Origin of the sequence: Streptomyces sp. NPDC001828 (assembly GCF_042892175.1) — a bacterium.
Classification (GTDB): Bacteria; Actinomycetota; Actinomycetes; order Streptomycetales; family Streptomycetaceae; genus Streptomyces.
The window spans coordinates 65811-80454 of the sequence record NZ_JBIATV010000021.1 but is presented as its reverse complement, the minus strand read 5'-3'; the positions used below and the strand labels follow the sequence as shown (position 1 = coordinate 80454).

11 protein-coding genes are annotated in these 14644 nt (G+C 72.2%); 4 read left to right on the top strand and 7 right to left on the bottom strand.

Translation table 11 applies throughout. The features are described 5' to 3' along the window. The first annotated feature begins 282 nt into the window (after positions 1-282). The gene (eccCa, locus tag ACFYZA_RS38330; RefSeq protein WP_388494904.1) at positions 283-4278 is read left to right on the top strand and encodes a type VII secretion protein EccCa; all 3996 of its coding nucleotides are present in this window, start codon (positions 283-285) and stop codon (positions 4276-4278) included. A 117-nt stretch (positions 4279-4395) separates the two neighbouring features. Continuing rightward, positions 4396-4701: a DUF397 domain-containing protein gene (locus tag ACFYZA_RS38325; protein WP_382599808.1), complete on the top strand. Its 306-nt coding sequence runs from the start codon at positions 4396-4398 to the stop codon at positions 4699-4701. 65 nt (positions 4702-4766) lie between these two features. Here the strand turns inward: ACFYZA_RS38325 and ACFYZA_RS38320 are convergent, their stop codons facing one another. The 7 genes from ACFYZA_RS38320 to eccB all read right to left on the bottom strand — a co-directional run bounded on the left by ACFYZA_RS38320 (position 4767) and on the right by eccB (position 12160). Further along, the gene (locus ACFYZA_RS38320) at positions 4767-5069 is read right to left on the bottom strand and encodes a WXG100 family type VII secretion target (RefSeq protein WP_382599810.1); all 303 of its coding nucleotides are present in this window, start codon (positions 5067-5069) and stop codon (positions 4767-4769) included. A gap of 80 nt (positions 5070-5149) precedes the next feature. Further along, positions 5150-5515, bottom strand: coding sequence for a WXG100 family type VII secretion target (locus ACFYZA_RS38315; protein WP_388494901.1), 366 nt, complete (start codon positions 5513-5515; stop codon positions 5150-5152). Positions 5516-5786: 271 nt separating this feature from the next. Further along, positions 5787-6830 carry a S8 family serine peptidase gene (locus ACFYZA_RS38310; protein ID WP_388494900.1) on the bottom strand — a complete coding sequence of 348 codons (1044 nt, stop codon included), beginning with the start codon at positions 6828-6830 and terminating at the stop codon, positions 5787-5789. Between the two features lie 280 nt (positions 6831-7110). Continuing rightward, positions 7111-8724 (bottom strand): hypothetical protein, encoded by a 1614-nt coding sequence (locus tag ACFYZA_RS38305; RefSeq protein WP_388494899.1) that lies wholly within the window; start codon positions 8722-8724, stop codon positions 7111-7113. Between the two features lie 2 nt (positions 8725-8726). Then, positions 8727-9155: a hypothetical protein gene (locus tag ACFYZA_RS38300; protein ID WP_388494898.1), complete on the bottom strand. Its 429-nt coding sequence runs from the start codon at positions 9153-9155 to the stop codon at positions 8727-8729. Positions 9156-9332: 177 nt separating this feature from the next. Next, a complete protein-coding gene (gene mycP / locus ACFYZA_RS38295; RefSeq protein WP_388494897.1) occupies positions 9333-10619 on the bottom strand; it encodes a type VII secretion-associated serine protease mycosin in 1287 nt (428 codons plus the stop codon). Positions 10620-10633: 14 nt separating this feature from the next. Then, complete coding sequence (eccB, locus tag ACFYZA_RS38290) at positions 10634-12160, bottom strand: type VII secretion protein EccB (protein WP_388494896.1); 1527 nt, start codon at positions 12158-12160, stop codon at positions 10634-10636. Between the two features lie 372 nt (positions 12161-12532). Between eccB and eccE the strand changes: the two genes are divergently transcribed. Both eccE and ACFYZA_RS38280 read left to right on the top strand, forming a co-directional pair. Beyond that, complete coding sequence (gene eccE / locus ACFYZA_RS38285; RefSeq protein WP_388494895.1) at positions 12533-13705, top strand: type VII secretion protein EccE; 1173 nt, start codon at positions 12533-12535, stop codon at positions 13703-13705. Continuing rightward, entirely contained in the window at positions 13705-14439 is a 735-nt protein-coding gene (locus tag ACFYZA_RS38280; protein WP_388494894.1) for a hypothetical protein, read from the top strand. Before eccE ends, ACFYZA_RS38280 begins: the two co-directional genes overlap by 1 nt. The last annotated feature ends 205 nt before the right edge of the window (positions 14440-14644 follow it).

Genomic DNA, 14644 nt, shown 5'->3' with positions numbered 1-14644 from the left:
GCCGTGGTCGTCGCGGTGGTCGTCCGGCTCACCCTCGGGGTTCCCCTCAACTCGCTGTCGCCGGCGGGTGCGCGGCGTGTTGTGCGCCCCGGCCGGGGGCCGTTCGCCGCCGGTGTCGATCGCCCGGTGGTCCTCGTTGTGTTCTCGGGTGCCGCGCGAACCGGACGGCACCCTATCGCCGCCCGGAGCGGTCCGATGGCCGGCGCGACCGTGCCGCGGTCGGCGTCCGCCGGAGGGAGCGGCGGGCTGAACTCCCCTGACTGTCAACGGAGTTGGTGCGCGATGAGTCACATCGTCGTCAAGCGTCCGCCCCGGGCCCTGCCGCCCGGAGTACCCACGGAGGAGGTCGTCCTGCCCTCTCCGCCGGAGCTGGCGCGCGGGCAGCAGGAGGGTGTCCTGATGCAGCTCCTGCCCATGCTCGGCATGGGCGGCTCGGTGGTGTTCTTCTTCATGCCGAACACCCAGCCGTTCATGAGGGTGATGGGCATGGTGATGGTCGCCTCGACGGTGGCCATGTCGGTGGCGATGGTCGTCCGCTACCGCCGGGGATCCCAGGGGCAGTTGGCGGATCTGCGCCGCGATTTCCTGCGCCATCTCGGCCGGGCCCGGCGCGCGGCCGCCGACGTCGCGCGCAGGCAGCGCGACGCCCAGTACTACCTGCACCCCTCCCCCGAGCAGCTGTGGGCGCTGATCGCCGAGGGCAGCCGGGTGTGGGAGCGCCGGGCGGGCGACGAGGACTTCGGGCAGGTGCGCGTCGGGCTCGGCCCGCAGGCACTCGCCACCGCGCTGGTGCCGCCGCCGACCGCACCGGCCGACCGGCTGGAGCCGTTGACGGCAGGCGCCATGCGGCGGTTCCTGGCCACCCACCAGACGGTGGAGGACCTGCCGTTGGCGGTCTCGCTGCGCGCCTTCTACCACCTGACCCTCAGCGGGGACGCGCCGTCGGTACGGGCCTCGGCCCGCGCCCTGACCGCCTCGCTCGCCGCGCTGCACTCCCCCGAGGACCTGGTGGTCGCGGTCGCCTCCTCGGCGGCCGCCTCGGCGCACTGGGAGTGGACGAAGTGGCTGCCGCACACCCAGGTTCCGGGCCTCGTCGACGGCGCGGGCAGCCGGCGCCTGTTCAGCCGCGGTACGGCGGGACTCGAGGAGTTGCTCGCGCCGCGGCTGACCGGCCGCCCGCGCTTCCATCCGCAGGGCGCGCCGCTGCTCGACGAGCCGCACGTCGTCGTCGTGCTCGACGGGGTGTCGCCGCCGCCGACGTCGGTGCTCGCCTCGGCGGAAGGCCTCCAGGGCGTCACCGTCGTCGAGGTCCTGCCCGGTGAACTCGCGGGCGCGCGGGGCGACTTGGCGATGGTGGTGCAGCCGTGCGCGCTGCGCCTGGAGTCGGGGCACGGCCTGGTGTACGAGGGCACGCCCGACCTGTTGTCGTACGAGGCCGCCGACGCCCTGGCCCGTCAGCTCGCCCCGCTGCGGATGGCCTCGGACGGCGACGGCGGCGAACCGCTGCTGGCCGAGCTGGAGTTCACCGAGCTCCTCGGCCTCGGCGACCCGGACGCGGTGGACACCGCCCGTACCTGGCGGCCGCGTTCGGCCGCCGAGCGGCTGCGGGTGCCGATCGGGGTCGGTGAGGACGGCAGGCCCGTGATGCTCGACCTGAAGGAGGCCGCGCAGGACGGCATGGGCCCGCACGGCCTGTGCGTCGGCGCGACCGGCTCCGGCAAGTCGGAGCTCCTTCGCACGCTGGTGCTCGGCCTCGCCGTGACCCATTCGTCCGAGACGCTGAACTTCGTTCTCGCCGACTTCAAGGGCGGTGCGACCTTCGCGGGCATGGCGCGGCTGCCGCACGTCGCGGCCGTCATCACCAACCTCGCCGACGACCTGACCCTCGTCGACCGCATGGGCGACGCGATCCGCGGCGAACTCAACCGCCGCCAGGAGATGCTGCGCGACGCCGGCAACTACGCCAACCTCCACGACTACGAGCGGGCCCGGCTGGCCGGCGCCGCCCTGCCGCCGGCGCCCTCACTGGTTCTGGTCATCGACGAGTTCAGTGAACTGCTCAGCGCCAAGCCGGACTTCATCGACATGTTCGTGCAGATCGGCCGCATCGGCCGGTCCCTCGGTGTGCATCTGCTGCTCGCCTCGCAGCGTCTGGAGGAGGGACGGCTGCGCGGCCTGGAGACGTACCTCTCCTACCGGATCGGTCTGCGCACCTTCTCGGCCGCGGAGTCGCGCGCCGCGCTCGGCGTGCCCGACGCCTACCACCTGCCGAGCGTTCCGGGCTCCGGCTGTCTGAAGTCCGCCACCGACGAGCTGACCCGCTTCAAGGCGGCGTACGTCTCGGGTGCCCCCCGCGCCGGCGGCGACCGGTCGGCCGCGCCCGGCGGGCCGGTGCCCGTGGATCGCGGGCCCGTCCTCTTCACCGCCGCCGAAGTGCCGGTGCCGTATGCGCCGGCCGTGCCGGTACCGTCCGCCGCGCGGGCCGTGCCGGGGCCGCGCCCGGACGGCGGGCCGACCGCCGACGACGCGTCGGCGGACACGGTGCTCGATGTGATCGTGCGCCGGCTCGAAGGGCGCGGCCCGGCCGCCCATCGGGTGTGGCTGCCGCCGCTGGACAGCCCCCCGACGCTCGACCTGCTGCTGCCGGGCCTCGCCCCGGTGCCGGGACGCGGGCTGTGCCGGCCCGGGCACGAGGGCGCCGGGCGTCTGGTCGTGCCGCTCGGCCTCGTCGACAAGCCGTACGAGCAGCGGCGCGACCCGCTGTGGTGCGACTTCTCGGGTGCGGCCGGCCATCTGCAGATCCTGGGCGGCCCCCGGTCCGGCAAGTCGACGCTGCTGCGCACCCTGCTCGCTTCGTTCGCGCTCACCCACACCCCGGGGGAGGTCCAGTTCTACGGGCTGGACTTCGGCGGGGGCGGCCTGGCGGCGATGGCCGGTCTGCCGCACGTGGGCGGTGTGGCCTCCCGGCTCGACCCGGAGCGGGTGCGGCGCACGGTGGCCGAGGTGTACGGCGTGCTGACCCGGCGCGAGGAGTACTTCCGCTCGGCGGGCATCGCCTCCATCGCCGACTTCCGGGGCCGGCGGGCCGCCGGCACGATTTCGGTCGCCGACCAGCCGTGGGGTGACGTGTTCCTCGTCATCGACGGCTGGGGCACCTTCCGTACCGAGTACGAGGGTCTGGAGCAGGTCGTCCTGGACATCGCGGCGCGCGGGCTGGGCCACGGTGTGCACCTGGTGCTGACCGCCTCGCGTGCCATGGAGGTCAGGGCCAACCTCAAGGACCATCTGGTGAACCGTCTGGAGCTGCGGCTCGGCGACACCATGGACTCCGAGCTCGACCGCAAGGTGGCCGCGGGTGTCCCCGTCGGGGTGCCGGGGCGCGGCCAGTCCCCGCGGAAGGAGCACTTCATGGCGGCGGTGCCGCGCGTCGACGGCCTCGCGTGCGACACCGGTCTCGCCGAGGCGACGGCCGCGCTCGTCGGGGAGATCGCCCGGCACTGGACGGCTCCGGGCGCGCCCTCGGTCCGCCTGCTGCCGCGCGAACTCCCGGCGTCCCAGCTGCCGCCCGGCCACGCGGCGCCGGAGCGGGGCATCGCGTTCGCGCTCGACGAGAGCGAACTGGCGCCGGTCTTCGTCGACTTCGAGCAGGACCCGTTCTTCCTGGTCTTCGGCGAGGGCGAGTCCGGCAAGTCGAACCTGCTGCGCCTGCTGATCACCCAGCTCACCCGGCGGTACGAGGGTGATGCGTGCAAGCTGTTCGTGGTGGACAACCGGCGTGCCCTGCTGGACGCGGCCCCGCCGTCCCACCTGGCCGAGTACATCCCCATGTCGAACGCCATGGACCACCACATGGACGCGCTCGCCGACCTGATGCGGCGCCGCGCGCCCAGCGCGGACGTGACCGCGCGGCAGCTGCGCGACCGCAGTTGGTGGCGGGGTCCCACGGTGTACGTCGTGGTCGACGACTACGACCTGGTGTCGACGTCGAGCGGCAACCCTCTGGGCGGGCTGACCGAGCTGCTGCCGTTCGCCCGCGATGTGGGGGTCCGCTTCATCGTCGCCCGCTCCACGGCGGGCGCGGGCCGTGCCGCGTACGAGCCGTTCACGCAGCGCATGAGGGAGCTGGGTGCCCAGGGCGTGGTCCTGTCGGGCGATCCGGCCGAGGGCGACCTCCTCGGCGGCGTCCGGCCGCGTCCGATGCCGGCGGGCCGTGGCGTCTTCGTCTCCCGCAGGCGCGGGAGGCCGCTGGTGCAGACGGGACTGATGGCCCGGGAGTGAGGGCAAGCTCCCCGTGTGCGGGGCAGCCCGCCAAGTAGGGTGAGTGGACTGCGGGTTGTGGGTACATCCGCTGCTCGGCAGGTCCGGGTCGGCACGTCTGGAAGGAATCGCTCCGTCATGGCTGAGGAACAGGACAAGGAACTCCAGGAGCGCAAGGAGCGCGAGAAGAACGAGCTGTACGCCCTGGACATCTCGGGTGTCGAGTGGCACAGCGCGCCGGGCACGGCCGAGGACGAGGAACGCGTCGAGATCGCCTACCTGCCGGCCGGTGCCGTGGCCATGCGGTCTTCCGTGGATCCTTCGACGGTGCTGCGCTACACCGAGGCGGAGTGGCAGGCGTTCGTACTGGGCGCGCGGGACGGGGAGTTCGACCTGGAGCCGTCGGTGCGCAACGGGGGCATCGAGGCGGGCTCGGCGCAGTAGCGGGCCGCGTGGCGACGGGGTGGGCGCGGGCCCACCCCGTTCCGGCCGCCGCCGTTGGCCGGCGCCTACTGGAAGAAGCCGGCGGCCTTGTGGTCACCGGCGCGGTAGGCGGGGCCGGCCTCGGCGACGGCGTTGGCGATCTGTGTCAGCGAGGTGTGGACGCTGTCGGCGGTGTTGTTCCAGTCCCGCTGCTTGGCCGCGTACGCCTCGTGGGCCTGTCCCCGCCAGTTGTGGGAGGCCCGCTCGACGAGGCCGCGGATCTCGTCCAGGTCCTGCTGGAGCTTGCCGGCCTGGCGCCGGATGTCCTCGGCCGCGAGCTCGAGGCTGCCGTACGTGACTGCGAGGACGTCGCCGTTGCTGCTGGGCATGGCTTCCCCAATCTCCTTGGTGAGCAGGTGGGTTGTGCGGGTCGGCGGGTGCGTGCCGGTGCCGCTCGGGGCGGGTTCGGCTAGTAGGTGCTGAGGTTCGAGGTGACCGCGCTCGTGGCGGCCGCGTCACCGCTGTAGCCGTCCACGACGTCGATGCCCATGAGGGCCTTGCGGACCCCTTCGTCGGTGTCGCCCTTGACCGTGCGGGTCGCCTTCATCGCCTCCAGGAAGTCCAGGAGCAGCCGGCCCATGTGGGACATCTGGTTGTTGATGCTGGTCTGCTTGCGGTCGAAGGCGTGGGCACCGATGCCCTCCCAGGCGCCTTCGAGGCTGTTGATCACGTTCTGCAGGTGGGTGAGCTGGCCTTTGACCGAGTCGAAGCGTTCGAGGATCTTCCCTTCGAGCGCGATCATGTCGCTGTCGGATACGCGCTGGTCCTGTGCCATGCGGGGGCTTCCTTTCGGGTGGCTTTCGTGGTGGGCCGCGCCCAGCTGCAGCCGGTGGTTCCGCTAGGCGCGGCGCCGGACCCCGAGCGGGGCCCAGCTGTGACCGGTGGTTCCGCTAGGCGCGGCGCCGGACCCCGAGCGGGGCCCAGCTGTGACCGGTGGTTCCGCTAGGCGCGGCGCCGGGTCCCGAGCGGGGCCCAGCTGTGGCCGGTGGTTCCGCTAGGCGCGGCGCCGGACCCCGAGCGGGGCCCAGCTGTGGCCGGTGGTTCCGTTAGGCGCGGCGCCGGGTCCGGAGCGCGGCGAGGATGCCGCCCCCGATCACGAGCCCCCCGGCGACGGCCGCGCCGACGATCCAGGGGGTGCTGACGCCCCCCTCCCCCTTGCTCGTCGGCTTGCTCGTCGGCACGGCGGGTGCCCCGCCCCCGGTCCCGTTTTCCCTCGAAAGGGGGTCGACGTCGGCGGGCCCGGGATCGATACCGGGCCGCTCGAGCACGAGCCGGGGCCGGATGAGCCCGTAGCCGAGGTACTTGCTGGGCGTGGCCTTGTCCCAGGTACGCCCGGCCGTGTCGATCATCGTCCGCAGCACTTGGTTGGCGGTCCAGGTGGGGTGCGCGGACCAGATCAGGGCGGCGGAGGCGGAGGCGATGGCGGAGGCCTGGCTGGTGCCCTGGCTTGGGCAGTACCGCTGGAAGGTGGTGTCGCACCACACCGGCACGTTGAGGCCCGGCGATGCCAGGTCGATGTAGCTGCCCGAATGAGAGAAGTCGCCAACCGTTCCGGTCTCGTCCGCCGCGCTGACGCCAACGACGCCAGGGTAGGCGGCAGGAAAGTCGCGGTACGTCGCACCCGCACTCTTCTCATCATTGCCGGTCGCGGCGAACAACAACTTCCCTTTTGAAATGGCGTACTTAATGGCTTCCGCCTCCTCCGGCACCCCTGAAGGGCCACCGAAAGAGAGGTTGATGATCTTTGCATCCGAATCCGCTGCGGCACGGATCCCCACTGCGGATGAGCTCGTAAGATTCAGCCCTGCTTGACCCTTGAGGCTTCCAAGAGAAATGCGCAGGGGAATGATCTTGGCGTCTGGGGCCAGTCCTTTCACCCCGCCGCCCCTTCCAGTACCGGCGATCAACTCGCCCATGGCCGTGCCGTGTCCCTGGTAGTCCTCGGTCACACCGTACGCGATTGACTTGGGGACCTCGTCAGCAAGCACTTGACCCTTCAGGGAGGCGGTATTGGGATTTACGCCCGTGTCCACGACGGCAACCTTGATGCCTTTGCCCGTACTCACCTTCCACATCTCCGGTGCGTGCATGGCCGAGAGGTACCATTGGTCCGGCGCGACAGCGTCATTCGCAAGCGCGTTAGGAACCAGTCCGCCAGCTCCGGCGAGGTAAGCACCGAGGGATACGCACACGACCACTAAACGTCTCCGACTGGCTCTCTCCGTTAGCGAGTTGGCCTTCCCCGGTCCACTGACTCTTGGTCTCATCCGTTCTCACGTCCTCGCCTGTGCTAGTCGATCGCTGGTGGTAAGAAGTCCCATCGGCAGAGCTGACGCATCTCTTCGTCGCCGACCGAAGGACCGGAGAGCATCACGTCTCGTCGTCCTCGTCATCCAAGATCTGCTCTTCCCGCGATCCCCTGACCAGCCCGGAACCGCCGCTCGTAAACCGGCTGCGGTGGAAATGCTTACCAGCGGATCGACCCTGCGGAACTCCGACCACACCGTCCACATTGGCCTTGACGCGCCCGCCCTTCCGCACCTCGCCAGCTACTGAAGGCTCGTTTGCTCCCACCACGCCCCCTTGGCTTGGGCGACCGGTCGCGAATGGCTGGCTGGACGTCTCGTAGGAACCGGCAGTCTTCGCCCCGAATCTCTGTGACCCAGCGGAGCCTTGCGCTCCAAAGTTCGGGCGGCCACCGACAATTCCGTTGCGTACACTGCCACTCGCTCCTGAAGTCTCCGGCTTGGGACCCACGGGTCCGCCAACACGAGGAGTTCCAACCGAGACCCCCCGCCTCATCGGCGGCTCACCTACAGCGGAGCGGCTTCCGCTCCTGGTGAATTCCGGCCCTGAAGGCCCCACCCGTCGTACGGGATCCACACTCCCTCTACCTGCCGCACTGGCAGGTCCATTTGGTGGCTCAGTCGTACCGGCCCCGTGTTCGCCATCGACAGCTCGCCCCGAACTATGCACCGCGGGGCCGAATTGGGAGTTGACCGCAAGGAGGGCTGTAGTCACTCCAGGCGTTACGGGCACGACTGGCGGCGGGGCCATAGCAGCCCGCTCTGGCGCCGTATCCAGTAATGGCGGGCCGCTGTCAATCTCCATGCTCACCGGGCTACCGCCCGGGAAGCCCCTATGGGTTGAGCGCCTTGTCTCCCCAGAGCCGTCTGCGGTCTCAACACGTGCGTGACTCACGGCACTGCTATCCGACTGCCCCATCGGCGCCATTCTCTCTGACGGGGGGTTGGCCGTCCTTTCAGGACAAGGCCACGTGGGGTCACCCCCATACCAATTTCTAGGCTTAGGCACCCCCACCCCCGGCATAACCTCAAACACAGGCGCCTCCAGCGAGGCCAGGTTCTGCTGCGAGACCGTATAGAAGGAGGACAGGCGGTTCAGCTGGTTGATCGCCTCTTGGCGGTCTTTCTCCACCCGCACCGCCGCCTCGTACTCCGCATTCCCCGCAACCCGCCGCATCGGCGGAATATCGGTGACCCTCACCGGGTCGGCCCGGTGGTCGCGCGGGGGCAGCGCGCTCTTCACCGATACGAGGCCCTCGCCCGCCGCGCTGATCTGTACACCCGCCGTGCCGGCGAAGTCCGCCAGCTTCCTGGCGTGGGTGGCGAGGTTCTTGCCCCAGGTGCGGAAGGCCTCGCCGGACTCGCCCTCCCATTCGACGTTGGCGATGTGACCGTCGAGTTCGGCCGCCGCCGCGTCGATCGCGCCGCGGGCGGCGCGGAGCGCGTGTCCGGCGTCGAGCAAGTGGCCCGGCTGGGCGGGGTGGACGAGGTCGAGCATCTCGTTGAGCCGATGTCCCTCGAAGTCCGTCCTTGCTCCGGAGAAGACGGCCCTCCCCCCGGAGGGGAACGAGCGGGACAGCGCCGTCGCCGTCGCCGTGGCGATGTCGGTGACGGCCACCTGCTGGGTGACGCGCTGCTCGTCCGTCAGGGGCGCGGGGGACTGCGGCTCGCCGGTCATGGCTACCACCCCGACCCGGAGGTCTTGTCGTCGGTGCGTTCCGGCATCGGATGGCCGTCCTTCTCGCGGCGCGCGACGCCCGCGTCGTAGTCGGTCTTGTCCTGGATCGCCCAGAACCGCTGCCGCGTCTCCTCATCCAGATGAGCGAACCCCACATCCGCCCCGTGCACCGCGATCCCCATTGCCTCGATCTGGTGACTCAGCGACCGCGACAGCGAGGTCAGCCGTTCGTGTAGGCGGTGGTACTGGGTGAAGAGGCCGTCCGCCTCGGGGAACGCGGTGCCGGCCGCGCTGAAGGACGGGCGGGGGATCTGCTGGGCCGCGAGGGTCGTGGGGCCGGCACGGGAGGTCTCGAAGTCGGTGAGCAGCTTGTCGATCCGCTTCTTGAAGGTCGTCAGCGCCTCCAGGCCCTTCCTCAGGTCATCGCCCATCGCCGCCGCCTCCGTCCACGTGGGCAGGACGCCCCATGTCGTCCTCCTCGTCGCCCAAATCCCCGGTCTCTGTGCGATGTTGGGGCTTGCTGGTGGAAGGGAACGTACCGCCTCCTTCTGTCCCATTCAGCGCATTGCGGTCACTGTAGCCAATCCTCGCCCCGCCCCAACGGGGCTTCAGGGAAGCCGAGTTGACGGCGGCGCCCCCGCCCGGCGGCCACGGCGTCGCACGTCTGCGAGCGTCACCGCCGCGCCGCACAGCGCCGCCGCCAGGACCGCCGTGCCCACCGTCACGTACGTGCCAAGGCGTTGGGTGCGCTGGTCGTCCGTCTCACCGAGGTGGAGGGGCGCGGGGGTGGGGGCGCGGGCGGGGGTGACGCCCTCGTGGGCGACCGGGGTTCGGATCGGGTGGTCGTCCTCGGTGAGGGCGCGCACCGGGTCGACCACGCCCCAGCCGACCAGGCGGTCGCGGCCGGGCACCGAGCGTTCGGCGGTCTGCTCGATCTGCGCGACGACCTCGCGCCCGGTCCAGCGGGGGTGCTTGGCCTTGATGAGCGCGGCCACGCCCGCGACGTAGGGCGCCGAGAAGCTCGTGCCGCTGTCGGCGCAGTGGCCGCCGCCGGGGACGGTGGAGACCATGTCGACGCCGGGCGCCGCCACGCCCACGAACGGGCCGGACTGCGAGAACGCCGCCCGCTCGTTGTTGCGGTCCGACGCGGCGACCGCGAGGACGCCGGGGAAGGAGGCGGGGTAGGTCTGCTTGACGTTGCCGCCGAGGCCGTCGTTGCCTGCGGACGCGACCAGCACGATGTTCCGGGCGAGCGCCGCGTCCACCGCCTGCCTCAGGGTGCCGGCCGGCTCCACCGCCTTCGCCGTGTCCTGGGAGATGTTGATGACGTCGGCGCCGACGCCGGTCGCGTAGCGGATGGCGTCGGCGAGGGTCCGCGTCGTGCCGTGACCCTCCGCGTCGTTCTGCTGGACGGGGATGATCGTCGCGCCGGGGGCCAGGCCGACGAACCCGGTGCCGTCGGCCGGGCGGGCGGCGATGATCCCGGCGACCTTCGTGCCGTGTCCGACGGTGTCGGTGGTGCCGTTCTCCGCGCCGCGCGGCAGCGCCCGGCCGCTCGGATCCTTGAGATCCCTCGGCAGCAGGTTCCTGCCCCTGGACGCGTCCACCGCCCCCTTGAGCTGGGTGTTCTTGAGGTCGACGCCGGTGTCGATCACGGCGACCTCGACGCCCCGGCCCGTCGACCGGTGCCACAGCTCGTCCAGGAGTACGCGCTGCAGCGCCCAGGGGCGCCCGGCGTACGGCTTGGACGGGAAGGTGCACGGGGCGCCGCCCTCGCCGTCGGCCGGTGCCGCCAGCGCGGCGGCGGGAAGGGCCGCCCCCGCGGCGACCGCGACGGTGGCGAGGGCCGTGAAGGCCGCGACGGACAGGGCGAGCGCCCCGCGTGCGTACGCCATGGCCGTGCCGCCTCTCAGGAGCCCTGGGGCCGGCGGGCCGCCCCGGTGGACAGGCGGGGCCCGAGGGGCAGGAACCTGGACCAGCTGACCGGGATCGGGGCCGGCTCCGACTTCGCGTAGCCGAGCCGGGTCTGGGCCGGCCGGGCCTCCTGGTCGAGCCGCTCGCGCTGCCGGGCGGTCAGGCCCGTACCCGCGTCGCCTTCGGCGCTGTCGCCGTTGGACTGCATCGCGTAGCGCAGGCCCGTGTCGGTGACCAGGAAGACACCGCCGGCCCTGGTCCCGGAGCCCTGGATCTGGCGGAACAGCTGCCCGGAGCCCGGTGTCACGTAAGCGCTGCTGGATCCGGTGGGCAGGGGCCTCGGGAAGTCGGTGCCCGCCCAGGTGCTCAGGGTGACCGCGCCGCTGTCCTCGTCGACGTCGCGCAGCACGTTGCACAGCGTGTTGCGGCTCCCGCCCGTGGTGCCCGCGTCGTTGACGGCGACCGGCATCCGGCGCGGCCAGTTCGCGTGGTCGGGGAACTCGGTGGCCTCGGGCCGGAACAGGGACGCGTTGGTCGCCGTCGCCTGACCGGTCTTCATGACCGCGCCGAGCCGGCGGCTGGTGAGGAGGAGCTTCGCCGTGAAGTCGGAGACCGGCGAGACCCTGCCCCGACGGACGAGGTAGTACTGCGTGCCCGCGCCGTTGACCGCCCGCAGGACCACGCCGATCCGGTTCGCCTCGGGCGCCAGGGTTCCGGGCACTCCCGCCGGACCGCCGATCTCTCCCCCGACCTCGGGGAAGGCGACCGGGTCACCCGAACGGAGGGTCTCCAGCCACTCCTTGGACACCCGCTCGGGTGTCCGGCCCGCGCCGACCAGGGCGCGCAGCAGGAGCTCGTCGGTGCCGACCGGGTACTTGGTTCCCCGCGCGTCCACGACGTAGCGGGTCTTGTCCTCGGCGCCCACGACGTACATCAGCTCGCCGCCGGTCAGCCGTTCGGCGCCGTCCGTGCGGCTCCTGTCGCGGCCGGCGAGGACGAACGCGGCCTTCTGGATCGCGCGCCCGCCGTCGCCGGGCCGCTCACAGACCGCCCAGCGCTTGGCGGAGCCGGCCTCCTCGGGCGAGGGCAGCCGGTCGGGGGCGTACGGGATGCCGAGGGTGGCGCCGCGCGTCAGGGAGCCCCGGTCCAGGACCGACTCGTCGACCTTGACGACCTGGCCCTTGTCCGGCGCGAGCAGGAGCTTCGCCGAGGCCATGTTGAGGACGGGGTGCAGTTCGCTCCTGCCGTCGGTGGTCAGCACGACGTAGCGGGTCGTGGACAGGCTCGCGACGATCACCTTCTCGCCCGGGGTGTCCCAGCCGGGCGGTGCGGCGGGTCTGAACATCCCCCATGCCCCGGACCCGGCGAGCAGCACCACCGCCATCACGGCCCCCGGCAGCACGGCGCGCAGCGGACGCGGCGCCCCCTCGTCCGAGCCCGTCGGCGAGGGCTGGATGAACGACGCGAGCGTGCGACGCTTCGCGAAGGTGTACGCGTTGAGTTCGTCCCGCCGTGATGCCATGGGTGTCCGCGTTCTCCGTTGTCCCCGAGCGGATCCTCCGGGGGACCCGTCTTGGCCGGCCGCCGTTGTCAGACCGGGCCCCTACTATGCCTGTTACGTGATCGTACGTCTGGAGTGCGTAGGATTGCGTGGCCCTCAAGGGCCTTACGGGACAAGGCAGTTCGAGGAGCTTCGGGGGGTTCACGGATGGTTTCGCCGACAGGGACGCGCTCACGCCTTCGTGAACGGTCCGCGGCTCCCAGCGACGTGGCCCCCCGCTCCCGCAGGGGTACGCGGGGGTCGCCACCGGGGTGCCGGGCCCCTGTGGACGCGGCTGCGGGGGTGGTCATTCCGCGCCTCAAGTCCCGTACGGGACGCGGTGGTTCGTTTCGCATGCAACAGCTCATTGTGATCGAGTCGGCCGCCGCTCTCCTGCTCGTGGTGGGGGCCTGCGGCCCGGTGGCGATGGCGGCGGGGAGTGCCGTGGCGGTGGCCGTCGTGCTGCTCGCGGGGGTACGCCGCCGGGGGCGTACGCCGCTCGAACGGCTGGGCGCCGCCCGGGCGTTGCGCGCCCGGCGCGGGCGGGCCGCTGCCGCCCCGGTGGCGCCGGGCGGCCCGGCCGGCCTGGGCCCGGCGGTGGAGTGCGATCCGACGCTGCGCACCTACAGCCACGACGTGCGCGGCCGGCGCCCGATCGGGATGATCGGCGACGGCGGCTTCCTCACCACCGTCCTGCGGGTGGAGGACACGACGGCGCTGCGGTACGAGCGGGACCCACGCCCGCTGCCGCTCGCCCTGGTGCGGGACGCGCTCGACGTGGACGACATCCGCCTCGAATCGGTCCAGGTCGTGCTGCACACCCGGCCGGCGCCCGCCGCGCGGCCGTCCCCGCAGTCGCCTGACGGCGCCAACTGCGCGCCGCCGTATGCCCCGAGGGCCTCCCCGGTGGTCCGGATCACCTGGATCGCGCTGAAGCTGAACCCCGAGCTGTGTCCGCAGGCGGTGGCCGCGCGCGGCGGTGGCCGTGCGGGCGCCCAGAAGTGCGCGGCCCGTACCGCGCTCCATCTGGCGAGCCGGCTGACCGGGGCGGGCCTGGGTGTCACGGTCCTGACCGAGGAGGAGCTGGCGGACGCGGTGGCCACATCGGCCTGCGCCGATCCGCTGATCACCGCGCGGGTGGACCCCTCGCAGACGCCTCGGCGGCGCACCGAGGAGTCGGCCCGGTCCTGGCGCTGCGACGGCCGCCGGCACTCCACGTACTGGGTGCGCCGCTGGCCCGGGATCGACGCGGGCGTCGGCACCGGCGGGCTGCCGCACCTCGTGGCCCGTCTGACGGCCGTTCCCGCGCTCGCCACCACCTTCAGCCTGACCATCGCCCGAACGGGTCCCGGGGAGAGCGGCATCAGCGGCCACGTCCGGGTGACCGGCGAGAGCGAGGACGAACTGGACTTCGCGCGACGGGAGTTGGAGGCTTCGGCGGGCGAGGCGAAGGCTCAACTCGTCCTGCTGGACCACGAGCAACTGCCCGCCGTGCTCGCCACTCTGCCGTTGGGAGGCACCCGCTGATGGCCGCGACACCTCCCACCACCGGCCGGAGGCGTGGACCGCGTTTGGGCTTCGGCCTCATCGGGCCCCGCCATGGCCGCCACATCCTGCCCACCGAGCAGTTGGACGCGCTGGCCCTGCCCATCGGCGACGACGGGGTGGCCGTCGGCGTGGACGCCGAGGGGCGGCCGGCGGTGCTCGGCGTGAGCAGGCCGACCGCGTACGACATCGTGCTCATCGGCGGTCTGTGGACCGCCCAGGTGCTCGCGCTGCGGGCGGCCGCGGCCGGTATGCGGGTCGCGGTGGAGACCGGCCGGCCGCAGGCGTGGGAGCGGCTGACGCACACGGCCGCCGACCGGAACGGCATGAGCGTGCACGGCGTGGACCGGGTGCCGCCGCTCGGCGCCTCGGCCGGCGAGCCGGTCCTGGTGGTGCGGGACTGCGGGATGCGTCCGCCGCGCGGCCGGGTGGCGTCGGCGCCCTGGCAGGCGGTCCTGACGCTGCTCCCCTATGTCGGCCCGGTCGCCCCGCGGCTCGTCCGCCAGGCCCGGCTCGTCGGTGTCCAGCGGGTCTCGCCGGACGAGGCCGCCCAGCTGGGCCGCATCCTGAACCTGCCGCGCACGGAACGGGACGGCCTCCCCACGCTCGCCGACGGGATGACGCTCTGGTGCGACGAGCGCGAGCGGTCCTTCGCGATGACACAGGCGACGGACACCGAGACCGGATTGTTGGGGAAGGCCCGACGCATCGACTGAACCAGCACGCAGCGGCGCGAGTTGACCCACTCTGACCGTTTCGCCCCACACGTTCCGTCCCTCACAAGCCAGTTCGGGGCCACTCATGGGGCGAGGGTGACGAAAGGGACAGGCACTCGGGGCGGCCGGGCCTGCCCTCACGCTATTGACGACGATTAGGGTGGGACGGACCGGGGGCAGGGACTCCACGGCGAGAGCACGCCGT

Excerpts from the sequence above, each read along its gene's own strand:
- eccCa (WP_388494904.1), top strand. The coding sequence starts at position 283 with ATGAGTCACATCGTCGTCAAGCGTCCGCCCCGGGCCCTGCCGCCCGGA.
- ACFYZA_RS38325 (WP_382599808.1), top strand. The coding sequence starts at position 4,396 with ATGGCTGAGGAACAGGACAAGGAACTCCAGGAGCGCAAGGAGCGCGAG.
- ACFYZA_RS38320 (WP_382599810.1), bottom strand. The coding sequence starts at position 5,069 with ATGCCCAGCAGCAACGGCGACGTCCTCGCAGTCACGTACGGCAGCCTC.
- ACFYZA_RS38315 (WP_388494901.1), bottom strand. The coding sequence starts at position 5,515 with ATGGCACAGGACCAGCGCGTATCCGACAGCGACATGATCGCGCTCGAA.
- ACFYZA_RS38310 (WP_388494900.1), bottom strand. The coding sequence starts at position 6,830 with ATGCACGCACCGGAGATGTGGAAGGTGAGTACGGGCAAAGGCATCAAG.
- ACFYZA_RS38305 (WP_388494899.1), bottom strand. The coding sequence starts at position 8,724 with ATGACCGGCGAGCCGCAGTCCCCCGCGCCCCTGACGGACGAGCAGCGC.
- ACFYZA_RS38300 (WP_388494898.1), bottom strand. The coding sequence starts at position 9,155 with ATGGGCGATGACCTGAGGAAGGGCCTGGAGGCGCTGACGACCTTCAAG.
- mycP (WP_388494897.1), bottom strand. The coding sequence starts at position 10,619 with ATGGCGTACGCACGCGGGGCGCTCGCCCTGTCCGTCGCGGCCTTCACG.
- eccB (WP_388494896.1), bottom strand. The coding sequence starts at position 12,160 with ATGGCATCACGGCGGGACGAACTCAACGCGTACACCTTCGCGAAGCGT.
- eccE (WP_388494895.1), top strand. The coding sequence starts at position 12,533 with ATGCAACAGCTCATTGTGATCGAGTCGGCCGCCGCTCTCCTGCTCGTG.
- ACFYZA_RS38280 (WP_388494894.1), top strand. The coding sequence starts at position 13,705 with ATGGCCGCGACACCTCCCACCACCGGCCGGAGGCGTGGACCGCGTTTG.